Origin of the sequence: Pseudomonas sp. B22(2017), assembly GCF_002113105.1 — a bacterium.
Classification (GTDB): domain Bacteria; phylum Pseudomonadota; class Gammaproteobacteria; order Pseudomonadales; family Pseudomonadaceae; genus Aquipseudomonas; species Aquipseudomonas asiatica.
The window spans coordinates 438,010-461,137 of sequence record NZ_NEJN01000004.1 but is presented as its reverse complement, the minus strand read 5'-3'; the positions used below and the strand labels follow the sequence as shown (position 1 = coordinate 461,137).

General features: G+C 61.3%; 20 protein-coding genes and 2 tRNA genes. 5 read left to right on the top strand and 17 right to left on the bottom strand.

Annotated elements, in window-relative coordinates; all coding sequences use genetic code 11:
- From CAG18_RS26495 to CAG18_RS12465, 4 genes are all read left to right on the top strand, one after another.
- On the top strand, positions 1–148 hold a 148-nt coding region (locus CAG18_RS26495; protein WP_143492655.1), incomplete at its 5' end, for a hypothetical protein.
- 130 nt (positions 149–278) lie between these two features.
- The gene (gene acs / locus CAG18_RS12475; RefSeq protein ID WP_085720963.1) at positions 279–2,213 is read left to right on the top strand and encodes an acetate--CoA ligase; all 1,935 of its coding nucleotides are present in this window, start codon (positions 279–281) and stop codon (positions 2,211–2,213) included.
- A 42-nt stretch (positions 2,214–2,255) separates the two neighbouring features.
- Positions 2,256–3,125, top strand: coding sequence for an oxygenase MpaB family protein (locus tag CAG18_RS12470; protein ID WP_015271851.1), 870 nt, complete (start codon positions 2,256–2,258; stop codon positions 3,123–3,125).
- Positions 3,126–3,203: 78 nt separating this feature from the next.
- Entirely contained in the window at positions 3,204–6,140 is a 2,937-nt protein-coding gene (locus CAG18_RS12465; protein WP_085720962.1) for a DUF748 domain-containing protein, read from the top strand.
- Between the two features lie 121 nt (positions 6,141–6,261).
- On the opposite strand, the gene CAG18_RS12460 is transcribed toward CAG18_RS12465, so the two are convergent.
- Positions 6,262–6,675, bottom strand: coding sequence for a VOC family protein (locus CAG18_RS12460; RefSeq protein ID WP_010955354.1), 414 nt, complete (start codon positions 6,673–6,675; stop codon positions 6,262–6,264).
- Positions 6,676–6,735: 60 nt separating this feature from the next.
- On the opposite strand from CAG18_RS12460, the gene CAG18_RS12455 reads away from it, so the two are divergent.
- Positions 6,736–7,038: a putative quinol monooxygenase gene (locus CAG18_RS12455; protein WP_039613589.1), complete on the top strand. Its 303-nt coding sequence runs from the start codon at positions 6,736–6,738 to the stop codon at positions 7,036–7,038.
- Between the two features lie 78 nt (positions 7,039–7,116).
- Here the strand turns inward: CAG18_RS12455 and CAG18_RS12450 are convergent, their stop codons facing one another.
- From CAG18_RS12450 to rlmE, 16 genes are all read right to left on the bottom strand, one after another.
- The gene (locus tag CAG18_RS12450; protein WP_013974282.1) at positions 7,117–7,467 is read right to left on the bottom strand and encodes a BON domain-containing protein; all 351 of its coding nucleotides are present in this window, start codon (positions 7,465–7,467) and stop codon (positions 7,117–7,119) included.
- Between the two features lie 265 nt (positions 7,468–7,732).
- On the bottom strand, positions 7,733–9,838 hold the full coding sequence (gene pnp, locus CAG18_RS12445; protein WP_054573643.1) for a polyribonucleotide nucleotidyltransferase: 2,106 nt from the start codon (positions 9,836–9,838) through the stop codon (positions 7,733–7,735).
- A gap of 250 nt (positions 9,839–10,088) precedes the next feature.
- A complete protein-coding gene (gene rpsO / locus CAG18_RS12435; RefSeq protein WP_003249971.1) occupies positions 10,089–10,358 on the bottom strand; it encodes a 30S ribosomal protein S15 in 270 nt (89 codons plus the stop codon).
- Between the two features lie 147 nt (positions 10,359–10,505).
- The gene (truB, locus tag CAG18_RS12430) at positions 10,506–11,423 is read right to left on the bottom strand and encodes a tRNA pseudouridine(55) synthase TruB (protein WP_013974284.1); all 918 of its coding nucleotides are present in this window, start codon (positions 11,421–11,423) and stop codon (positions 10,506–10,508) included.
- Between the two features lie 3 nt (positions 11,424–11,426).
- Entirely contained in the window at positions 11,427–11,825 is a 399-nt protein-coding gene (rbfA, locus tag CAG18_RS12425) for a 30S ribosome-binding factor RbfA (protein ID WP_015271855.1), read from the bottom strand.
- 116 nt (positions 11,826–11,941) lie between these two features.
- A complete protein-coding gene (gene infB, locus CAG18_RS12420) occupies positions 11,942–14,482 on the bottom strand; it encodes a translation initiation factor IF-2 (protein WP_015271856.1) in 2,541 nt (846 codons plus the stop codon).
- Positions 14,483–14,509: 27 nt separating this feature from the next.
- A complete protein-coding gene (gene nusA / locus CAG18_RS12415) occupies positions 14,510–15,991 on the bottom strand; it encodes a transcription termination factor NusA (protein WP_003258062.1) in 1,482 nt (493 codons plus the stop codon).
- Positions 15,992–16,050: 59 nt separating this feature from the next.
- A complete protein-coding gene (gene rimP / locus CAG18_RS12410) occupies positions 16,051–16,509 on the bottom strand; it encodes a ribosome maturation factor RimP (RefSeq protein ID WP_003249960.1) in 459 nt (152 codons plus the stop codon).
- 130 nt (positions 16,510–16,639) lie between these two features.
- Positions 16,640–16,716: transfer RNA gene (locus CAG18_RS12405), tRNA-Met, on the bottom strand.
- 100 nt (positions 16,717–16,816) lie between these two features.
- A tRNA-Leu gene (locus tag CAG18_RS12400) sits at positions 16,817–16,902 on the bottom strand.
- Between the two features lie 21 nt (positions 16,903–16,923).
- Positions 16,924–17,322, bottom strand: a complete 399-nt coding sequence (gene secG, locus CAG18_RS12395; RefSeq protein WP_015271857.1) for a preprotein translocase subunit SecG — start codon at positions 17,320–17,322, stop codon at positions 16,924–16,926.
- A gap of 4 nt (positions 17,323–17,326) precedes the next feature.
- Entirely contained in the window at positions 17,327–18,082 is a 756-nt protein-coding gene (tpiA, locus tag CAG18_RS12390) for a triose-phosphate isomerase (protein WP_015271858.1), read from the bottom strand.
- Positions 18,083–18,147: 65 nt separating this feature from the next.
- Positions 18,148–19,488, bottom strand: coding sequence for a phosphoglucosamine mutase (gene glmM / locus CAG18_RS12385; RefSeq protein ID WP_061551381.1), 1,341 nt, complete (start codon positions 19,486–19,488; stop codon positions 18,148–18,150).
- Positions 19,489–19,504: 16 nt separating this feature from the next.
- Positions 19,505–20,356 (bottom strand): dihydropteroate synthase, encoded by an 852-nt coding sequence (folP, locus tag CAG18_RS12380; RefSeq protein WP_015271860.1) that lies wholly within the window; start codon positions 20,354–20,356, stop codon positions 19,505–19,507.
- An 8-nt stretch (positions 20,357–20,364) separates the two neighbouring features.
- The gene (ftsH, locus tag CAG18_RS12375) at positions 20,365–22,269 is read right to left on the bottom strand and encodes an ATP-dependent zinc metalloprotease FtsH (protein WP_015271861.1); all 1,905 of its coding nucleotides are present in this window, start codon (positions 22,267–22,269) and stop codon (positions 20,365–20,367) included.
- Between the two features lie 203 nt (positions 22,270–22,472).
- Positions 22,473–23,099 carry a 23S rRNA (uridine(2552)-2'-O)-methyltransferase RlmE gene (rlmE, locus tag CAG18_RS12370; protein ID WP_015271862.1) on the bottom strand — a complete coding sequence of 209 codons (627 nt, stop codon included), beginning with the start codon at positions 23,097–23,099 and terminating at the stop codon, positions 22,473–22,475.
- Between the last annotated feature and the right edge of the window lie 29 nt (positions 23,100–23,128).

Here is a 23,128-nt window from a genome sequence, read left to right as displayed (position 1 = left end):
CAACGCCTTCGACCAGTGGGGCGTGGAGCTAGGCAAGGAGCTGGGCAAGGGCGTTTACCAACGCCTGGTCGGCAGCCTGGAAGAAAGCGCCGAAGATGGTTCCACCCAAGGCCTGATCAACTACTTCCGCGGCCGTCACCGCGGTTGATCCCAAAGCCGTCACACGGCCGCTCCTACAGGGACCGAGTCTACCCTCAAGGAACATCACCTCTGGCTACACTGTCCTATCGAATAGCCGTTGCAGTCCATCGCCCCTTACAAGAGCAGGACCACCCGCCATGTTCGATATCCGCAACTACCCTCAGGCCCTGGCCGTCAGCCAGTCCGCCGCCCTAACCCCCGACGAGTACCGCCGCCTCTACCGCCAGTCGGTGGATGACCCCGACACCTTCTGGGCCGAACAGGCCAAGCGCCTGGACTGGATCAAGCCCTGGTCGAGCGTGCAGCAATGCGACCTGAAGACCGGCAGCGCCCGCTGGTTCGACGGCGCCCAGCTCAACGTCAGCTACAACTGCATCGACCGCCACCTGGCCCGACGCGGCGAACAGACTGCCCTGCTGTGGGAAGGCGACGATCCCAAGGATTCCAAGGCCATCACCTACCGCGAACTGCACCGCCAGGTCTGCCGCCTGGCCAATGCGCTGAAAGCACGCGGGGTAAAGAAAGGCGACCGGGTGTGCATCTACATGCCGATGATCCCCGAGGCCGCCTTCGCCATGCTTGCCTGCACCCGCATCGGTGCCATCCACTCGGTGGTGTTCGGCGGCTTCTCGCCAGATGCCCTGCGCGACCGTATCCTCGATGCCGACTGCCGTACGGTGATCACTGCCGATGAAGGCGTGCGCGGCGGCAAACGCATCCCGCTGAAACAGAACGTCGACAAGGCCCTGACCAGCTGCCCTGCGGTCAGCAGCGTATTTGTGGTGCGCCGCACCGGCGGCGATGTCGTCTGGGCCGAAGGCCGTGACTTCTGGTACCACGAGGCAACGGAAAAGGCCGGCGACGACTGCAGTCCCGAGCCGATGGGTGCCGAAGACCCGCTGTTCATCCTCTACACCTCCGGCAGCACCGGCAAACCCAAAGGCGTGCTGCACACTACCGGCGGCTACCTGCTGCAGGCCACCCTCACCTTCAAGGTGGTGTTCGACTACCGTGACGGCGAGGTGTTCTGGTGCACCGCCGATGTCGGCTGGGTCACCGGCCACAGCTACATCGTCTATGGTCCGCTGGCCAATGGCGCGATCTCGCTGATGTTCGAAGGCGTGCCCAACTACCCGGACACCTCGCGCTTCTGGCAAGTGGTGGACAAACACAAGGTGAACATCTTCTACACCGCCCCGACCGCCCTGCGCGCGCTGATGCGCGAAGGCTCCGCGCCGCTGCAGAGTACTTCACGCCAGAGCCTGCGCCTGCTGGGCAGCGTCGGCGAGCCGATCAACCCCGAAGCCTGGGAGTGGTATTTCGAAGAAGTCGGGCAAAAGCGCTGCCCCATCGTCGATACCTGGTGGCAGACCGAAACCGGCGGCATCATGCTTACCCCGTTGCCCGGCTCGCAGTCGCTCAAGCCCGGCTGTGCCACCCAGCCCATGTTCGGCGTGCAACCAGTGCTGCTGGACGAAAAGGGCAAGCTCATCGAAGGCCCCGGTGCCGGCTTGCTGGTGATCAAGGCCAGCTGGCCCGGGCAGATCCGTAGCGTCTATGGCGACCATCAGCGCATGGTCGACACCTACTTCAAGCCGATGCCCGGCTATTACTTCACCGGCGACGGTGCCCGCCGCGATGCCGAGGGAGACTACTGGATCACCGGGCGTATCGATGACGTGATCAACGTTTCCGGTCACCGTATCGGTACCGCCGAAGTGGAAAGCGCGCTGGTGCTGCATGACAGCGTTGCCGAAGCGGCGGTGGTCGGTTACCCCCACGACCTCAAAGGCCAAGGCGTTTACGCCTTCGTCACACCGATGAATGGCGTAACGCCGGACGACGCGCTCAAGGCCGAGCTACTGGCCTTGGTCAGCAAGGAAATCGGCAGTTTCGCCAAACCCGAGCTGATCCAGTGGGCTCCGGCGCTGCCCAAGACACGCTCAGGCAAGATCATGCGGCGTATACTGCGCAAGATCGCTTGCAACGAACTCGACAACCTGGGCGATACCTCGACCCTGGCCGACCCCAGCGTGGTGCAGGGCCTGATCGACAAACGCCTCAACCAGTAACCGGCGGCCGTTGCCCATGGCCGCCCTGAACCACAGGTCGCCATGGAAGCCCTTCGCCGCCGCATCGAAACCCAGGTCATGAGCCTTACCGGGCTGGCCCTCGGCCAGCTCGACCTGGAATCGCCCAAGGGCGACCCCGGGCTGTTCGGCCCGCACAGCATCAGCTGGCGGGTACATGGCGACTTCCCGAGCATGCTGGTCGGTGGCATCAGTGCCCTCATGCTGCAGTTGCTGCACCCGCTGGCCCTGGCCGGGGTGTGGGACCATTCCAACTTCCGTGAAGACCTGCTCGGCCGCCTGCGCCGTACCAGCCAATTCATCTCCGGCACCACCTTCGGCGCCACCCGCGATGCCGAGTGGCTGATCGACAAGGTGCGCACCATCCACCTGCAGGTAACCGGCACCGCGCCGGATGGCCGCCCGTATGCGGCCAGCGACCCGGACCTGCTGACCTGGGTGCACGTGGCGGAAGTCAGCAGCTTTCTCGCCGCCCACCTGCGTTACCGCAACCCGCAACTAGCGCGCGCCGAGCAGGATGCCTACTACGCAGAGATCGCATTGATTGCCGAGCGCCTTGGCGCCCGCGACGTGCCGCGCTCGTGCCAGCAGGTCGAGGACTATCTGCAGCGCATGCGCCCCCAGTTGCACTGCGACGCACGCAGCCATGAGGTGGTCGGCATCCTGCTCGATGCCCCCGCCCCCAGCCGCCTGGCACAGCCGGTGGGCAAGCTGATGCTGCACGCCGGCATCGACCTGCTGCCGGGCTGGGCCCAGACCATGCTCGGGCTACAGCACGGTCCGTTGCAGCGGCGCATGATCCGCCTGGGCCTGCAACGCACCGCGCCAGTACTGCGCTGGGCGATGCGCGACGGCTCAGCGCACCGGGCCAAACGGCGCATGGGCATCGAATGAGGTCAACTGGTCGCCTCAGCGGAACTGATTTAACGTGCCATACTCCAAGCTCTCCTGCTTAGACAGACGAAGCGACACATGTACAAAGGATTGACTCGCGCCGCTGGCGCACTGCTGGCCCTGGTAGCCCTCTACAGCCTTCTTGGCTTTTTCGTTCTCCCCGGTGTCGCGCTGCGCATCGCCAACCAACAGTTGGCCCAATACGCAACCGTGCCTGCCCACCTCGAACGGATCGAACTCAACCCCTTCAGCCTCGAACTGACACTGTGGGGCCTGCAGATCGGCGAGCCTGGCAAGGAGCAGGTCGGCTTCGACCGGCTGTACGCCAACCTTTCGCTCGACAGCCTGTGGAGCGGTGCCCTGCACATGGATGCAGTGGAACTGGTCAAACCGCGCAACGAAGTGCTGTTCGCGAAGGACGGTACTCTCAACCTGACCCGCCTGTTCAAACTGCCAGCCAGCGAAGCCAAGCCTGACGAGCCACCCAGCGACCCGTTCCCGCTACGCATCGGCAGCATCAAGCTCAGCGATGGCTACCTGCACTTCGAGGACCTGCGCCCGAGCGAGCCGATCGAGTTCCTCTACGACAACATGAACCTGGAGCTGAAAAACCTCAGCACCCTGCCCAACGACAATGCCGACATGACCCTGGTGGCCATCGGCCCCAACGGCGGGCGCATCGACTGGAAAGGCACCCTTAGCCTGGCGCCAATCGCCTCTGAAGGCACACTGAAGATCACCGAAGGCAAGATGAAGGCATTCTGGCCCTATGTGCGCGATGCCGTGCCACTGGTGCTGGAAGACGGCGTGGTCAGCCTCGACACCCACTACAAGCTCAACCTCGCCAAGCAGACCGAACTGTTGCTGGACAACGCGTCGGTGCGCATCGCCCCCTTTGCCATCAAGGCCCCGGATGGCCGCCCGCTGGCACGCCTGGCCAGCCTGGAAGTAAGCGAAACCTCGGTCGACCTGGTCAAGCAGCTGGTCACCGTGGGCAAGATCCGCAGCGAAAAACTGGAAACCTGGGCCGCGCTGGAAAAGGACGGCCAGCTCGACTGGCAGAAACTGTTCGCCAGCCAGCCGGCCAAGGCTACGCCGAAGGAAAAGGCCGAACCGGCCGCCGCCGAGCCCACGCCCGAACAGCAAGCCGCCAAGGAGCCGAGCAAACCCTGGCAGGTGCTGCTCAAGGACGTGCAACTGCGTAACTACCTGGTGCACCTGGCGGACCGTACTCAGAAGGAGCCGGTGGCCCTCGACGTCGGCCCGCTCAACGCCGACCTGCAAGGTTTCGACAGTCTCAACAAGTCGCCCTTTACCCTCAAGCTCGATACCGGCGTGGGCAAGCAAGGCAAGCTTCAGGCGGCCGGCCAGGTCAACCTGGCGCCCATCTGGGCCAAGCTGGACGTGAGCACCCGCGATATCGACCTGCGAGTGGCCCAGGCCTATATCAGCCCGTTCATCCTGCTGGAGCTGCGCAGCGGCATGCTCGCCAGCGACCTCAAGGTCGACCTGAAGAACACCTCACCACTGGCCTTCAGTGTTGCCGGCAAGGCACAGGTCAGCCAGCTGCACACCCTCGACACCATCAAGAGCCGTGACTTCGTCAAATGGCAACAGGTGAACGTCGACGGCCTGTCCTACGTGCACGGCGATGCGCTGTCGATCGACAAAGTGACCCTGCTGCAACCCTATGCGCGTTTCATCATCAACGAAGACCGCACGACCAACATCAACGACCTGCTGATCCCGCAGCCGGCCGGCGCCCCGGCGACCAGCCAGGCCAAGCCGGCCGCTGCCAGCAACGACAAGGCGCTGGGCATCCACATCGGCCAGATCGACATCAACGACGGCTCGGCCAACTTCGCCGACCTGTCCCTCACCCCCAACTTCGCCACGGCCATCCAGCAGCTGAACGGTCGGATCGGCACCATCGACAACCGCAAGCCTGTGCCGGCCAAGGTCGACGTCAAGGGCAAGGTCGACCGCTACGCGCCGGTCACCATCAAAGGCGCCCTCAACCCGTTCAACCCGCTGGCCAGCCTGGACATCGCCACCAGCTTCAAGCGGGTCGAGCTGACCACACTCACCCCCTACTCCGGCAAGTTCGCCGGCTTCCGTATCCGCAAAGGCCGGCTCAACCTCGACCTGCATTACCTGATCACCAATGGCCAGCTGAAGGCCGAGAACAAGGTGGTGGTTGAGCAGTTGCAGTTGGGCGAGAAGGTCGACAGCCCGGACGCAGTGGACCTTCCTATCCGCCTGGCGGTGGCACTGCTGAAGGATACAGAAGGCAAGATCTCGATCGAGCTGCCGGTATCCGGAGACCTCAACAACCCGCAGTTCAGCGTGATGCCGATCGTCTGGCAAACCCTGCGCAACCTGGTGTTGCGTGCGGCGCAGGCGCCGTTCAAGTTCATTGGCGGGCTGGTTGCCGGCGGTGGCTCGGAAGATCTGGGCAATGTGTCCTTCGCCCCGGGCTCCAGCGAGCTTAGTGGCGACGCCCAGGCATCGCTGGACAAATTGGCGTCGGCCCTGAAGGAACGCCCGGAGCTGCGCCTGGAAATCGAAGGCACCAGCGCCCAGGCCAGCGACGGCCCGCTGATCGCCCAGCAGCGCCTGGAGCGTGAGTACCAGGCCACCTGGTACAAGATCCTGCAGCGCCGCGGTGACAAGGTGCCGGCCAATGCCTCGATGCTGGTGGTCGACGACAGCGAAAAACCGGCGATGCTCGAAGGCATCTACCGTAACCGCCTGAAGCAACAGCCGCCTGCGGAATGGGAGCAACTGGGCCGCGACGAGCGCACCGCCAAGCTGCGCGAGGCGGTGATCAAGTCCTGGGCCGAAAGTACTGCGCTGCTGCGCACACTTGGCCAGGAGCGGGCCAGCAGCATCAAGGATTACCTGGTGGACAAAGGCCAGCTGGAAGATGACCGGGTGTACTTCATCGATACCAGTCTGGGCCAGGCCGAGAGCGATGGTCGGGTGGTGACGCCGATGCATCTGGATGCCGAATAACTTCTACTAGCAGGTCTGGCCTCTTCGCGGGCTTGCCCGCTCCCACTGGTACTGCACCGGCCTTGAACTGTGTACGGTCCCTGTGGGAGCGGGCAAGCCCGCGAAGAGGCCGGTACAGGCTTCACACCAACCGCTGCCCCGACACCGCCGGGTGGTACAACGGCTGCACCTTGTTCCCTGCCGGGTCCAGCAGGTGGAAGCTACGCGCCCCGTCACCATGGTTGAACGGCCGGTCCAGCAGGGTCACTCCATGGGCCTTGAAATACTGGTACCAGGCCTCCAGCTCCTCCACGCTATCGACGATGAACCCATAGTGGTCCAGGGTCTGCAAACCATTGGCCGCCCCTGCCCCGCGCCCCAGCGACAGGTTGTCGTTACCACAAGTGAGATACACCAGGTCTTCGTTGGCGCGGTTCAGCACTTCCATGCCCAGCACATCGACGTAGAAGCGCTCACACTCCTCCAGGTTGGGCACCAACAAGGCAATATGACGCAGGCCGTTCAGGCGGCCAGGGCGTGCAGGCAATTCGGACATTGGCGAGGCTCCATTTTTGTATACAATTCAGAATAGAATTTAAAACAAAAGGAGAGCCTTGTGTATAGCCTGTTCATCAAGACCCGAGTGAAGCCCGGTTGCGCCGAGGATTTTCTGACTGCGATCAAGGTCAATGCCGCAGCTTCTGTCGCCACCGAACCTGGCTGCCTGGTGTTCGATGTGTCGCAGGACCGGGTCGACCCGGAGGTGATCTACCTGTACGAGATCTACCGCGACGATGCAGCCTATGAAGCGCATACCCAAACCGCGCACTTTCGCGATAGCCGGCCATTGGTCGAGCCGCTGATCGTCGAGCAAGAATGCTTCGAGAGCGATGTGATCGCGCGTAACCCGGTGTACTAGCCGCCAATGAAAAGCCCCGGCAAATAGCCGGGGCTCGGAGCGAAGGTGGCCAAATCCGTTTGGCCGACGGGACATTCCTTATTCGGCTTTCAGGCCGTCAGACATGACGCTTTTCACGCCTTTGATGTTCTTGGTGATGCGTACTGCTTCTTCTTTCTGGGATTGAGTGATCGCCACGTCAGACGACAGCGAGACGACGCCTTGGCTGGTCTCGACTTTGATGTCGCTGCCTGGAATACCTTTTTCAGTCAGCAGGTCCGCTTTCACCTTGGTAGTGATCCAGGTGTCGGAACCTTCCTGCTTGGCGTTATCCACGGTGTTGGCAGCCAACATGACTGGAGCCTGGGTTGGCTCCGCAGCGAATGCGCCGTTAGCCATGGTCAGGGTCAGGGCGGTAGCAGTAGCGGCAGCAATGGCGAACTTCTTCATGTGAGTCACTCCTGTTTTTTCGAAGGGTTCTGCGCCGTATGTCCTGGCGTCAGATATGGAGGTAGTTGCATGCGCTGTGCCAGCTTTTCCGTCTCGCTTGTTTCCTTTTAAATCAACAAGTTAGCCAAATTTAGATTTGGCCGATGTCGTGCATTCTGCAATCCGCACGATAAAACTGCTTGCAAGATGCAAGTCCGCAAAAGGTTCCGTACAGCCATAAAAAAAGGCCCCTTGCGGGGCCTTTCTTTCTACTACGAGGCAATCATCAGACGCCCGAGGCCTTGGCCGCGGCAACGTCTTTGATCGACAGCTTGATACGGCCGCGGTTGTCCACGTCCAGTACCAGTACTTCGACTTCCTGGCCTTCTTTCAGGATGTCGGTGACTTTCTCGACGCGAGCATCGCTCAGCATGGAGATGTGCACCAGGCCGTCCTTGCCAGGCAGGATGTTTACGAACGCACCGAAGTCGACGATGCGCTCGACCTTGCCGACGTAGATCTTGCCAATCTCGGCTTCGGCGGTAATGCCCAGGATGCGTTGCTTGGCAGCATCTGCCGCTTCCTTGGTTTCGCCGAAGATCTTGATCGAGCCATCGTCTTCGATGTCGATCGAAGCCTTGGTCTCTTCGCAGATGGCGCGAATGGTGGCGCCGCCTTTACCGATGACGTCACGGATCTTGTCGGTGTCGATCTTCATCGCGATCATGGTCGGGGCGTTGGCCGACAGCTCGCTACGCGACTGGGCGATGATCTGGTTCATCTGGCCGAGGATATTCAGGCGCGCTTCCAGGGCCTGGCCCAGGGCGATCTCCATGATCTCTTCGGTGATACCGTTGATCTTGATGTCCATCTGCAGCGCGGTAACACCCTTGGCGGTACCGGCTACCTTGAAGTCCATGTCGCCCAGGTGGTCTTCGTCACCCAGGATGTCGGTCAGGACGGCGAACTTGTCACCTTCCTTGACCAGGCCCATGGCGATACCGGCAACCGGTGCCTTCATCGGTACACCAGCGTCCATCAGGGCCAGGGAAGCACCACAGACCGAAGCCATGGAGCTGGAACCGTTGGATTCGGTGATTTCCGATACCACGCGGATGGTGTACGGGAACTCGCTGTCGCTCGGCAGCATGGCCTGCACGCCACGACGGGCCAGACGGCCGTGGCCGATTTCACGACGGCCAGCGCCGCCCATGCGACCGCACTCACCCACCGAGAATGGCGGGAAGTTGTAGTGCAGCATGAACGGGTCTTTTTTCTCGCCTTCCAGGGTGTCCAGCAGCTGGGCGTCACGGGCAGTACCCAGGGTCGCAACGACCAGGGCCTGGGTTTCGCCACGGGTGAACAGCGCCGAACCGTGAGTCTTCGGCAATACGCCGACTTCGATGTTCAGCGGGCGCACGGTGCGGGTGTCACGACCGTCGATACGCGGTTTGCCGTTGACGATGTTCTCACGGACGGTGCGGTATTCCAGCTCGCCGAAGATTTCCTTGATGGCGCCGGCGGACGGGCCGGTCTCTTCGTTGCTCAGACGGGCAACAGCCTCGTCGCGCAGCTGGCCCAGGCGGTTGTAGCGGTCAGCCTTCTGAATGATGGTGTAGGCCTGCGAAACGGCTTCGCCGAACTCGGCGCGTACCAGGTTCATCAGCTCGACGTTGGCCGGGGCTGGCTGCCAGTCCCAGGTCGGCTTGCCGGCTTCGGCAGCCAGTTCCTTGACGGCCTGGATCACGGCCTGGAATTCGTCGTGGGCGAACAGCACGGCGCCCAGCATCTGGTCTTCGGTCAGCTCTTTGGCTTCCGACTCAACCATCAGTACAGCCGATTCGGTACCGGCAACGACCATGTCCAGGCTCGAGGCAGCCAGTTGCTCGTAGGTCGGGTTCAGCAGGTAGCCGGTGCTTTCGTGGAAGGCAACGCGAGCGGCGCCGATCGGGCCTTCGAACGGAATGCCGGAGATGGCCAGGGCGGCCGAGGTACCGATCATCGCAGCGATGTCCGGGTCGGTCTTCTTGCTGGTGGAAACCACGGTGCAGACAACCTGCACTTCGTTCATGAAGCCTTCCGGGAACAGCGGACGGATCGGACGGTCGATCAGGCGCGAGGTCAGGGTCTCTTTCTCGGAAGGACGGCCTTCACGCTTGAAGAAGCCACCCGGGATCTTGCCGGCGGCGTAGGTCTTTTCCTGGTAGTGGACCGACAGCGGGAAGAAGCCCTTGCCTGGATCGGCCTGTTTGGCACCGACCACGGTCACCAGCACGGTGACGTCGTTGTCGACGGTAACCAGCACGGCGCCGGTTGCCTGACGGGCAATACGGCCCGTTTCGAGAGTAACGGTCGACTGACCGAACTGGAATGTCTTGATTACCGGGTTCACGGTTTCCTACCTTTTTTCAGTGGCTCTGGGGGAACTGGTTTCTTGCGAATTCTTGGGCAGAACGGGGAATCGGCCCCATTGACCGTCCAGATACAACACGAGGCTGGGAGCCTGGCACCAAGCGGAAAATCCGCTCAGCATTGCCAGGCTGCCAACCTCGGAGATACGCGTGGCGTGTCCAACGGCAGCACTGCAAAACAGCCCTGCCGAAGCCTGCGACACGCCATGCACACCACTGGCCAAGCCGCTATTAGCGACGCAGACCCAGGCGACCGATCAGGGCGCTGTAACGAGTGGTGTCTTTGCCCTTCAGGTAGTCCAGCAGCTTACGACGCTGGTTGACCATACGGATCAGACCACGACGGGAGTGGTGGTCTTTGTCGTTGGCCTTGAAGTGGCCTTGCAGCTTGTTGATGTTGGCGGTCAGCAGAGCAACCTGCACTTCCGGGCTACCGGTATCGCCGGCGGCTTGCTGGTATTCGGCAACGATCTGAGCTTTTTCTTCAACGCTGAGGGCCATTTGGCTTCTCCTGATAACGGATCCCGCATGCGGGGTCCAATAGGCCAGGGACAAATCCCTGTATTAATAAAAAAGGTGTGACCGTGCCTACTGACAGCCACCCTTGGTGCCGTGGGGCCTGGCAATTGCCCGACCCCGCGGTTTCGGTCATTCCGACCGAATCAGCCGACGCGGCGCAATGCGCCCGTCTTCGCTCACTTCACCGATACCGATGAAGCGCGCATTGTGATCCTGTACCCGGACCATGCCAAATTGCGGCGCGTCCGGCGCGCGTACCGCCTGCCCATGCAGCCAGTAGAACGCACTGTGCTCGGACAGGCACACCAGTGGCCAGTCCTGCAGGCCGCTGTCCGAAGGCATCAGGAAGCGGTCGAGCGCTTCGTTGCCACCTTCGGCGTGGGCCTGTTCGAGTTCCTCGAGGGTGACCGTCTGTGCCAGCGCGAAAGGCCCGGCCTGGGTCCTGCGCAGCTCGGCGACATAGGCGCCGCAGCCAAGGGCCTCACCGATATCCTCCACCAGGGTGCGGATATAGGTGCCTTTGCTGCATCCTACGCTCAGCCGTGCACGGGTGCCTTCGCACTCGAGCAACTCCAAGCGGCCAATAGTAACAGAACGCGCCTCGCGCTCCACTACCTCTCCTGCACGTGCCAGCTTGTAAAGCGGCTGGCCATCACGCTTGAGCGCCGAGTACATCGGCGGTATCTGGCTGATCTGGCCACGAAAACGCGGCAGCAGGGCCTCGATGTCGGCGCGACCAACGGTCACCTCACGGGTCTGCAGCACTTCACCTTCGGCATCGCCGGTGTTGGTAGTCTGCCCCATCTGCATGACCGTTTCGTAGCCCTTGTCGGAATCGAGCAGGTACTGCGAAAACTTGGTCGCTTCGCCAAAGCACAGCGGCAGCACGCCGGTTGCCAGCGGATCGAGGCTGCCGGTGTGCCCGGCCTTTTCCGCATTGAGCAGCCAGCGCACCTTTTGCAGAGCGGCGTTGGAGGTGAAGCCCAGCGGCTTGTCGAGCAGGATGATGCCGCTGACGTTGCGGCGGATACGTTTGACCTGGGCCACCGCTTACTCCTCGGCGTCCAGCTTGTCGCCATCCTTGTGCAGACGGTCTTCGGCGACCGCGCGCTCGATCAGTGCCGACAGGTGGGCACCACGGCTGACGCTTTCGTCGAAGTGGAAGTGCAGTTGCGGCACGCTGCGCAGTTGCATCACACGGCCCAGGTGCAGGCGCAGGAAGCTCGCGGCGCTGGTCAGGGCCTTGAGGGTCTGCGGTACGGCGTCGGCGCCGTCCTGGCCCATCACGGTGATGAACACCTTGGCGTGGCCAAGATCACGGCTGACATCGACGGCCGTGATGGTCACCAGGCCGACGCGCGGGTCTTTGACTTCACGGCGGATCAGCTCCGACAGCTCGCGCTGCATCTGGTCGCCGATGCGTTGGGTACGGCTATATTCTTTTGCCATTCTTGCTACCTGTAACTTAAAGCGGCAAACGCCCGGTCAGGCTGAAGCCTGACCGGGCGCTACCTACTGAGGCACTGCCCACCGCCCTGCGGCGGGGGCTGGCGCCCTGCTCACCCTTAAAGGGTACGAGCAACCTGGACTTTCTCGAAGACTTCGATCTTGTCGCCGACCTTGACGTCGTTGTAGCTCTTCACGCCAATACCGCACTCCATGCCGTTACGCACTTCGGAGGCGTCGTCCTTGAAGCGACGCAGCGACTCCAGTTCGCCTTCGAAGATCACAACGTCTTCGCGCAGTACGCGGATCGGACGGTTGCGGTACACGGTACCCTCGATGACCATACAGCCAGCGATGGCGCCGAACTTCGGCGAACGGAACACGTCACGTACTTCGGCGACACCCAGGATGTTCTCGCGAACATCGCTGCCGAGCATGCCGGTCAGGGCCTTCTTGACGTCTTCGATGATGTCGTAGATCACGTTGTAGTAACGCATATCCAGACCTTCCTGCTCGACGATCTTGCGCGCGCCGGCGTCGGCACGCACGTTGAAGCCGAACAGTACTGCATTCGAAGCCAGCGCCAGGTTGGCGTCGCTTTCGGTGATACCACCGACGCCGCCACCGATCACGCGCACCTGAACTTCGTCGTTGCCCAGGCCCGACAGCGAACCCTGCAGTGCTTCCAGGGAACCACGCACGTCGGTCTTGAGGACGATGTTGAGGGTCTTCTTCTCTTCCTGACCCATGGTCTCGAAGATGTTTTCCAGCTTGCCAGCGTGAGCACGGGCCAGCTTGACCTCGCGGTACTTGCCTTGACGGAACAGGGCAACTTCACGAGCCTTCTTCTCGTCGGCAACCACGGACAGCTCGTCACCGGCTTCCGGGGTACCGTCAAGGCCGAGGATTTCGACCGGGATCGACGGGCCGGCTTCCTTCACAGGCTTGCCGTTCTCGTCGAGCATGGCGCGCACGCGGCCATAGTTGGAACCGCACAGGACCATGTCGCCCTGACGCAGGGTACCGTCCTGAACCAGGATGGTCGCGACCGGGCCACGGCCCTTGTCCAGGCGTGATTCGACAACCACACCACGACCTGGAGCGGTCGGGGTAGCGGTCAGTTCCAGGATCTCGGCCTGCAGCAGGACAGCCTCGAGCAGTTCGTCGACGCCGGTACCCATCTTGGCCGAAACCTTGACGAACGGAGTATCACCACCCCAGTCCTCGGAGGTCACGCCTTCGACAGCAAGCTCGTTGCGGATGCGATCGATATCGGCACCCGGCTTGTCGATCTTGTTCACTGCAACCACCAGCGGAACGCCAGCTGCCTTGGCATGCTGAACGGCTTCGCGGGTTTGCGGCATCACGCCGTCGTCCGCTGCCACCACCAGGATGACGATGTCGGTAGCCTTGGCACCACGGGCACGCATTGCGGTGAACGCAGCGTGGCCTGGGGTATCGAGGAAGGTGACCATGCCGCGGTCGGTTTCCACGTGGTAGGCACCGATGTGCTGGGTAATACCACCGGCTTCGCCAGCGGCAACCTTGGCACGACGGATGTAGTCGAGCAGCGAGGTCTTACCGTGGTCAACGTGACCCATGACGGTAACGACCGGCGCACGCGATTCGACTTCACCTTCGAACTTCAGCGATTCGGCCAGGGAGTCTTCCAGGGCGGTATCGCTGACGAGGGTCACTTTGTGGCCCAGTTCTTCGGCGACCAGCTGAGCGGTTTCCTGGTCGAGCACCTGGTTGATGGTGACCGGGGTACCCAGCTTGAACATGAACTTGACCACTTCAGCGGCCTTGACCGACATCTGTTGGGCCAGTTCCGAGACGGTGATGGTCTCGCCGATGGTCACGTCACGGATGACTGGACCGGTCGGGTTCTGGAAGCCGTGCTGGTTGCGCTTCTTCAGCTTGCTCTTGCCACCGCGGCCACGGCGTACGCCATCGCTCTCTTCATCGGTGGTGCGCGGTGCGGCGCGAGGAGTCGGAGCCTTTTCCTTCTCCTTGACCTTGACCTTGATCGACACGCGCGGGGCCTCGCCACGACGCTCGCCACCACGACGGTCTTCGTCACGGGTGCGGCCTTCGTTGCGACGGGCTTCGTCCTTCTTGCGCTCGGCAGCACGGGCTGCGGCGTCTTCGGACGCCGGGGCGTCGGCAACTACCGGGGCCGGGGCAGCGGCAGGTGCCGCCTCTGGCTTGGCGGCAGGCGCAGGGGCTGCAGCAGCGGTTTCGGCGGCCTGACGGCGAGCCTGCTCTTCGTTGCGCTGGCGAACTTCGGCCTCGACCTTGTCGCGAGCGGCGTTTTCAGCCGCGCGGCGCTCTTCCAGCTCACGCTTCTGCTCAGCCTGGATTTCTTCCGGGCTGCGCTGCACGAATACTTTCTTCTTGCGTACTTCTACGCTGATGCTCTTGCTACCGGCGACACGCAGGGTGCTGGTGGTTTTGCGCTGCAAGGTAATCTTGCGCGGCTCTTCCGCCTTGCTCTTGTGGCTGCTCTTCAAATGAGTCAGCAAGGTCTGCTTCTCATTGTCGGTCACTACCTGACCGGCGTCGGTGTGCGGCAGACCTGCCTCACGCATCTGCTGCAGCAGGCGCTCTACCGGTGCCTCGACCTCTTGGGCCAGTTCTTTCACCGTGACTTGCGTCATGCACTTCTCTCCTCAGGCCGCGCCTAATTACTCGAACCAGTGGGCTCGGGCGGCCATGATCAACTTGCCGGCACGCTCTTCGTCGATGCCGTCGATGTCGAGCAGATCGTCGATCGACTGCTCGGCCAGGTCTTCGCGGTTAACCACGCCGCGCACCGCCAGTTCCGCCGCCAGGTCCTTGTCCATACCCTCGAGGGAGAGCAGGTCGTCAGCCGGATGGGCGTCTGCCAGTTTTTCTTCGGTAGCGATGGCCTTGGTCAACAAACGGTCCTTGGCTCGAGCGCGGAGCTCGTTGACGATATCTTCGTCAAAGCCATCGATGTTGAGCATTTCTTCCAACGGTACGTAGGCAATTTCTTCGAGGCTGGTGAAGCCTTCGTCGACCAGCACTTGGGCCAGCTCCTCGTCGACTTCCAGTTCATCGATGAAATTGCGCAGGATGTCACCGGTTTCGGCCTGCTGCTTGGCCTGGATGTCCTTCTCGGTCATCACGTTCAGGGTCCAGCCGGTCAGCTGACTGGCCAGGCGAACGTTCTGACCGCCACGACCAATGGCCTGGGCCAGGTTGTCCTCGGCAACGGCGATGTCCATGGCATGGGCATCTTCATCAACGATGATCGCCGCGACTTCAGCCGGCGACATGGCGTTGATGACGAACTGCGCCGGGTTATCGTCCCACAGGACGATATCCACACGCTCACCACCCAACTCCCCGGATACGGCCTGGACGCGCGAACCACGCATGCCGATACAGGCGCCTTGCGGGTCGATGCGCTTGTCCTTGGAGCGGACGGCGATCTTGGCTCGCGAACCCGGATCACGGGATGCAGCCATGACTTCGATGAGGCCCTCGGCAATTTCCGGCACTTCGATGCGGAAAAGCTCGATCAGCATCTGTGGCGCGGTGCGCGACAGGATCAGCTGTGGGCCACGGTTCTCGGTGCGAATTTCCTTGAGCAGCGCACGCAGGCGCACGCCAACACGGAAGGTCTCGCGCGGAATGATGTCTTCGCGGGCCAGCAGGGCCTCGGCGTTGTTGCCCAGGTCAACGATGACGTTGTCGCGGGTAACCTTTTTGACGGTACCGGAGATGATCTCGCCAACGCGCTCGCGGTAGGCATCGACCACCTGGGCACGCTCGGCCTCACGGACCTTCTGCACGATGACCTGCTTGGCGGTCTGGGCGGCAATACGACCGAATTCGATGGACTCGATCTTCTCTTCGATCACGTCACCAACCTTGGCTTCAGGGTGGGTTTCGTGAATCTTGCTCAACCAGGTCTCGATCGCCGGATCATCAAGATCGGCTTCGTCGACCACGGTCCAGCGACGGAAGGTCTCGTAGCTACCGGTGTGGCGGTTGATTTCCACACGCAGGTCGACTTCGTCTTCAAAACGTTTTTTGGTTGCAGTGGCCAGTGCCACTTCCAGCGCTTCGAAAATGACGCCGGGCGGTACACCTTTTTCGTTGGATACCGATTCAACAACCAGCAGTACTTCTTTGCTCATCGTACGCCTCGCCTTGCGCAAGCCATTGGGCCCGGATAGTCCGCCGGGCCCGGCACGTCTCAGTCAAAACTGGGAATAATATTGGCCTTGTCGATCGAGTCGATCGGCAACAGGAATTCTTGATTGTCCACCTGGACCACCACATCCTGCTCCTCCACACCGCGGAGAAGGCCCTGGAAGTTACGACGACCCTCGAAGGGTGAGCGCAGCTTGATCTTCACTTGTTCGCCGGCATGCGAGGCAAACTGTTCCAGAGTGAACAGTGGGCGATCCATGCCTGGAGAAGACACCTCGAGGGTGTATTCACTGCTGATCGGATCTTCCACATCGAGAATTGCGCTGGCCTGACGGCTGACCGCTTCGCAGTCGTCCACCAGGATGCCGCCTTCCTTGTCGATGTAGATGCGCAGTACCGAATGCTTACCCTGGGAAACGTATTCGATCCCCCAGCATTGATAGCCCAGACCCTCGACAACCGGGGCCAACAAGGCCTGCAACTGTTCTAGCTTGCTCGACACCTGAACCCCCTCGTGCATGCTGTGCAAATAAAAAATGGGCGAAGCGCCCATCCCTGAAAGCGCCGTTGGACAACGACGCCGAAAACTGTTCGGTTAGCAAAAAGCCCCTGAAAAGGGGCTCCGCTGAAGCTGGTTGCGGGGGCTGGATTTGAACCAACGACCTTCGGGTTATGAGCCCGACGAGCTACCAAGCTGCTCCACCCCGCGACAAAGCTGGGGCAAAAGTATAAGACCGAACCCTCTTGAGGGTCAAATCCGAACCTTCACCTGCAAGAAAGCCCGCTAAAGCGGGCTCTCAAGCTTTAATTGGTACCGAGAAGGGGACTCGAACCCCTACACCCTATGGGCACAACCACCTCAAGGTTGCGTGTCTACCAATTCCACCACCTCGGCAATACTACTACTTGAAACCCGTTACTTCTGCTCTTGTGCCGGAGGAGGTACATCACCCGTGTTAGGAGTGGTTTCGCTCTTCTGCTGCTGGAGCACCGGTACATCATCATTAACTGCCGGTTTCTGCGGCTCTTTCACTTCTAGCACTGCTGGATCTGGAAGACCTGCTTGGCTAAGCTGGTGAGCTTGTTGCTTCGCGAAGTATCCTAACCCAAGTGCTGTCAAAAAGAAAGTGGCAGCGAGTATAGCAGTTAATTTACTCAGAAACGTTGCAGAACCCTGGCTCCCGAACACGGTATTTGAAGCACCCGCGCCGAAAGATGCACCTGCTTCCGCACCTTTACCCTGTTGCAACAGAACCAGCACTACAAGCGACAGCGCTGCCAACAGATGAAAAACAACGATGACTGTTTCCAGCATTTGTTCAGTTTCCTGCGGCGCGACAAATTGCACCGAATTCGTCTGCGTTCAGGGAAGCTCCACCAATGAGCCCCCCATCGATATCCGGCATGCCGAACAGTTCGGCCGCATTGGCCGCCTTCACGCTGCCGCCGTACAGCAACTGCACCTTCGCAGCCACTTCAGCATCTTTTGCCGCCAACTGGCTACGAATGGCTGCGTGCACATCCTGAGCCTGCTGTGGCGTGGCCGTAAGGCCGGTACCGATGGCCCATACAGGCTCATAGGCAATTACTGCATTGGCAAAAGCCTTAACACCGAATGCCTCGATGATACTGCTTAGTTGACGCCCGACAACTTCGAGCGTTTTGCCAGCCTCGCGCTCTTCAAGGGTTTCCCCGATGCAAAGCACTGGTTTCAAACCTTTGGCCTGGGCCGCTGCAAACTTGCGATTGAGCACTTCGTCGGTTTCACCAATGACCTGGCGACGCTCCGAATGACCAATCAACACCAACTTGCAGCCTGCTTCAACCAGCTGTTCCGGAGCAACTTCTCCGGTCAGCGCACCCTGTTCGGGTTGTACTGCAGAATTCTGTGCGCCGACAGTAATTTCCTTACCTGCCAGGCCATCGATCACTTGATTGATGAACAAGGCCGGTGGAAATACAACGACTTCCACTCCGCTCGGCAAGGCCAGATTTCTCAAGCCTTCGGTCAGCTCAGCGACGCTAGCGCGGGTACCGTGCATCTTCCAGTTACCAGCTACCATAGGGCGACGCATGCTTTACCTCGTCGGTCAAAGTGGGCGCAGATAGTACCCAACCCTATCTGCGCTGGCAAGCGCCTTCAGACACAAACTTCGCCGACCAGTTTGGCCAACGCTTCTGCGTGCGCACGCACCTGGCTTTCGTCCTCGCCCTCGACCATCACCCGCACCAACGGCTCGGTACCGGATTTTCGCAGCAGCACGCGGCCGCGGCCTGCCAAGGCCTCGGTCACCTTGGCACTGGCCTCCTTGACCGCCGGGTGCTCCAGCGGGTCGACCTTGCTGGCGCCATAGCGCACGTTGATAAGCACCTGCGGGCACTTGCGCAGGGCCTGACGAGCCTGGGCCAGGGTTTCGCCACGGCGCTTGAGTGCCATCAGCACCTGCAGCGCAGCGATGATCGCGTCACCAGTGGTGGTGTGATTGCAGCACACGACGTGACCGGAGTTTTCACCACCGACCAGCCACTCACGCTCCAGCAACTCAGCCATGACGTAACGGTCACCGACCTTGGCCCGCACGAACGGGATATCCAGTTCCTTCAGCGCAAGCTCCAGGCCCAGGTTGCTCATCAGCGTGCCCACCACCCCGCCCTGCAGCTTGCCACGCTCCTGCAGGTCGCGAGCAATGATGAACAGCAGTTCGTCACCATCAACGATGGCGCCGGTGTGGTCGACCATCAGCACGCGGTCGCCATCACCGTCAAAGGCAATGCCCAGGTCGGCATGGCCTACCAGCACGGCAGCCTGAAGCGATTCGATGTGAGTCGAGCCACAGCCTTCGTTGATGTTAAGGCCGTCTGGCTGGGCATGCAGCACGGTCACTTCGGCACCCAGCTCGCGGAAAACGCTTGGCGCGACCTTGTAGGTGGCACCGTGGGCGCAATCGACAACCAGCTTGAGGCCGTCGAAGCTGGTGCTGGTCGGCACACTGCTCTTGCAGAACTCGATGTAGCGGCCGGCTGCATCGTTGATGCGCGAAACCTTGCCCAGCTTGCCCGACTCGACAACGGTCATCGGCTGATCGAGCAATTCCTCGATCATCAACTCGACTTCGTCCGGCAGCTTGGTCCCTTGGCCCGAGAAGAACTTGATGCCATTGTCATCGTGCGGGTTGTGCGAGGCGCTGATGACGATGCCGGCCTCGGCGTGGAAGGTACGCGTCAGGTAGGCGATGGCCGGCGTAGGCATCGGCCCGAGCAGCATCACATCGGCACCTGCCGCGGACAGGCCGGCTTCGAGTGCGGACTCGAACATGTAGCCGGAGATACGCGTGTCCTTGCCAACCAGCACTCGGCAGTGGCCTTGCTTGCGGAAGGCCATGCCGGCCGCCCAGCCAAGCTTCAGCATGAAGTCAGGCGTGATCGGGTATTCGCCGACGCGGCCACGAATGCCGTCGGTACCAAAGTATTTTCTGCTCATAGGGACTCCAATGTTCTTATTCGGCGTTTTGCACCGCAGCGATCATGCGCACCACATCAACGGTTTCGGCCACGTCATGGACACGAAGGATGCTCGCCCCCTTGGTCATGGCCAACGCCGCCAGCGCAAGGCTGCCATACAACCGCTCGCCGACCGGACGTTCCAGCGTCAGGCCGATCATGCTCTTGCGTGAAACACCCACCAGCAGCGGGCGCCCAAGGCGATAGAGCGCTTCCATGTGCTTGAACAGGCTCAGATTGTGCGACAGTGTCTTGGCGAAACCGAAGCCCGGATCAAGGATGATTCTGTTTGCGTCGATGCCCGCCGCGGCGCAGGCGACCATTCGCTGTTCAAGGTAGCGCGTAACGTCGGCGGTCACATCTTCGTAATGCGGGTCGTCCTGCATGTTACCCGGCTCGCCACGCATGTGCATGAGGCACACCGGCAGGCCGGTATCCGCGGCTGCGTCCAGGGCGCCATCGCGCTCCAGGGCACGCACGTCGTTGATCAACCCTGCACCGAGGCGTGCCGATTCACGCATGACGGCTGGCGTGGAGGTATCGACCGAGATGACCACGTCGAGTCGGCTGTTGATCGCCTCGACCATGGGGGCCACCCGCTCCAGCTCCTCGGTCACCGATACCGCGCGCGCACCCGGCCGCGTGGACTCTCCGCCGATGTCGATCAGCGTGGCACCTGCGGCAACCATAGCTTCGGCATGACGCAACGCCTCATCACGCTGGTTGAAGCGCCCGCCATCGGAGAAGGAATCAGGGGTGATATTGAGAATACCCATGACATGGGTACGCGACAAATCAAGAACCCGGTTGCCGCAAGGCAACCGGGTCGGGTACTGCACTGAGCTCATAGATGCCCTTAGTGTTGAGCCGCTGGACCGCCGATCGGCGATTCCGGGCGATCACCCTGGGCAGCTGGTTTGCCCGAAGCCGAGTCATCATCCCAGTCGCGCGGTTCGCGGGGGGTACGGCCAGCCATGATATCGTCAATCTGCTCGGCGTCGATGGTCTCGTACTTCATCAGCGCTTCGGCCATGGCATCGAGCTTGTCACGGTTGTCGGTGAGCAGCTGCTTGGCCGTGGCGTAGCACTGGTCGATGATGCTGCGCACTTCCGAGTCGATCAGCTTGGCGGTTTCGCCGGAAACGCTGGCGTGCTGGCTCGCAGCACTGCGACCCAGGAACACCTCGCCTTCTTCCTCGGCGTACATCAGCGGCCCGAGTTTTTCGGAAAGGCCCCACTTGGTCACCATGTTGCGGGCGATCTGGCTGGCACGCATGATGTCGTTGGACGCACCGGTAGTGACGCCGTCGAAGCCCAAGGTCATTTCCTCGGCGATACGGCCGCCGTACAGCGAGCAGATCTGGCTGATCAGTGCGCGCTTGGACAGGCTGTAGCGGTCTTCTTCCGGCAGGAACATGGTCACGCCCAAGGCACGGCCACGCGGAATGATCGAAACCTTGTAGACCGGATCGTGCTCAGGCACCAGGCGACCGACAATGGCGTGACCAGCCTCGTGGTAGGCAGTGTTCTGCTTTTCTTTCTCGGACATGACCATGGTCTTGCGCTCGGCGCCCATCATGATCTTGTCCTTGGCCAGTTCGAACTCTTTCATTTCGACCAGGCGCTTGTTGGCGCGCGCGGCAAACAGCGAGGCCTCGTTGACCAGGTTGGCCAGGTCCGCACCGGAGAAGCCAGGGGTACCACGGGCAATGACCGCCGGGTTGACGTTCTCGCCGACCGGCACCTTGCGCATGTGTACCTTGAGGATCTGTTCGCGACCACGAATGTCCGGGAGGCCCACCACCACCTGACGGTCGAAGCGGCCGGGGCGCAGCAGCGCCGGGTCGAGCACGTCCGGACGGTTGGTAGCGGCGATGACGATGATGCCATCGTTCATCTCGAAGCCGTCCATCTCCACCAGCAACTGGTTGAGGGTTTGCTCACGTTCGTCGTGACCGCCACCCATGCCTGCGCCACGGTGCCGACCAACGGCGTCGATCTCGTCGATGAAGATGATGCATGGGGCGTGTTTCTTGGCCTGTTCGAACATGTCGCGCACACGGCTGGCACCGACACCGACGAACATTTCCACGAAGTCCGAACCGGAAATGGTGAAGAATGGCACCTTCGCTTCGCCGGCGATGGCCTTGGCAAGCAAGGTCTTACCGGTACCGGGCGGGCCGACCATCAGCACGCCGCGCGGGATACGACCGCCCAGGCGCTGGAACTTGCCCGGGTCGCGCAGGAACTCGACCAGCTCGCCGACTTCTTCCTTGGCTTCGTCGCAACCTGCAACGTCGGCCAGGGTGGTCTTGACCTGGTCTTCAGACAACAGGCGCGCCTTGCTCTTGCCGAAGCTCATCGGCCCGCCCTTGCCCCCCGCTCCGCCCTGCATCTGGCGCATGAAGAACATGAACACGGCGATGATCACCAGGATCGGGAAGCTCGCTACCAGCAGCTGTGTCCAGATGCTCTGCTGCTCAGGCTGCTTGCCTTCGATGATGACGTGATTGTCGACCAGGTCGCCAATCAGGCCGTTGTCGGTAATGGCCGGACGCACGGTCTTGAAATTGTCGCCATCGGCGCGCTTGCCGGTGATGATGTAGCCGTCGACGGTCACACGCTCGACCTTGCCATCCTTGACCTGCTGGATGAAGTCGGAATAGTTGAGGGTCTGCGGCTCGTTAGGGCTGGAGAAGTTGTTCATCACTGTCACCAGGACAGCTGCGATGATCAACCACAGGATCAGATTCTTTGCCATGTCGTTCAATTCGCTACCCTCTGAGGTCGGCGCACGACGCAGCCGTTCCTCGCATGATATTCATCGCCCTAACTTACTACATTACCTACGCAGCCGCAGGCACCGTCTGTAACCCTTTGTGAAAGCTAGACTACACGAAGTTCGGACGATCCTGACGCGGCGGCCGATTGGAAATAACTATCGGCGACCACGCTTCACGCCTTTCATGCCCCTTTGAAACCCCTGCCCAGCAGGTACTGCTCGCGGGAACGGTCACGCGACGACGACGGCTTGCGCATCTGTACCTTGTCGAACTTGCTGCGCACGTCCTTGAGGTACACGTCAAAACCTTCGCCCTGGAAAATCTTGATCAGGAAATCGCCGCCGGGCTTTAGCACGCGGGTTGCCAGATCGAGGGCCAGCTCGCAGAGGAACATGGCACGCGGCATGTCCACCGCAGGCGTACCACTCATATTGGGGGCCATGTCGGAAATCACAAGGTCTACGTGCGAATCGCCGACGGCCTCGAGAATGCGCTGCAGCACTTCATCCTGGGTGAAATCGCCCTGGATGAAGGTCACATCGGGGATCGAGTCCATCTCCAGGATGTCGGACGCGATCAGGCGGCCCTGGCCACCAATCAGACGACTGGTCACCTGCGACCAGCCACCAGGAGCAGCGCCGAGATCGATCACGCTCATACCTGGGCGGATCAGCCGGTCCTTTTCCTGGATCTCCAGCAGTTTGTAGCTCGCACGCGAGCGGTAGCCGTCCTTTTGTGCCTGTTTCACAAAAGGATCGTTGAAATGCTCTCGCAGCCAGTTTGCGCTGCTTTTGGAACGTTGTACCACGGGGCACCTCGATGATATGCGTCGTGATT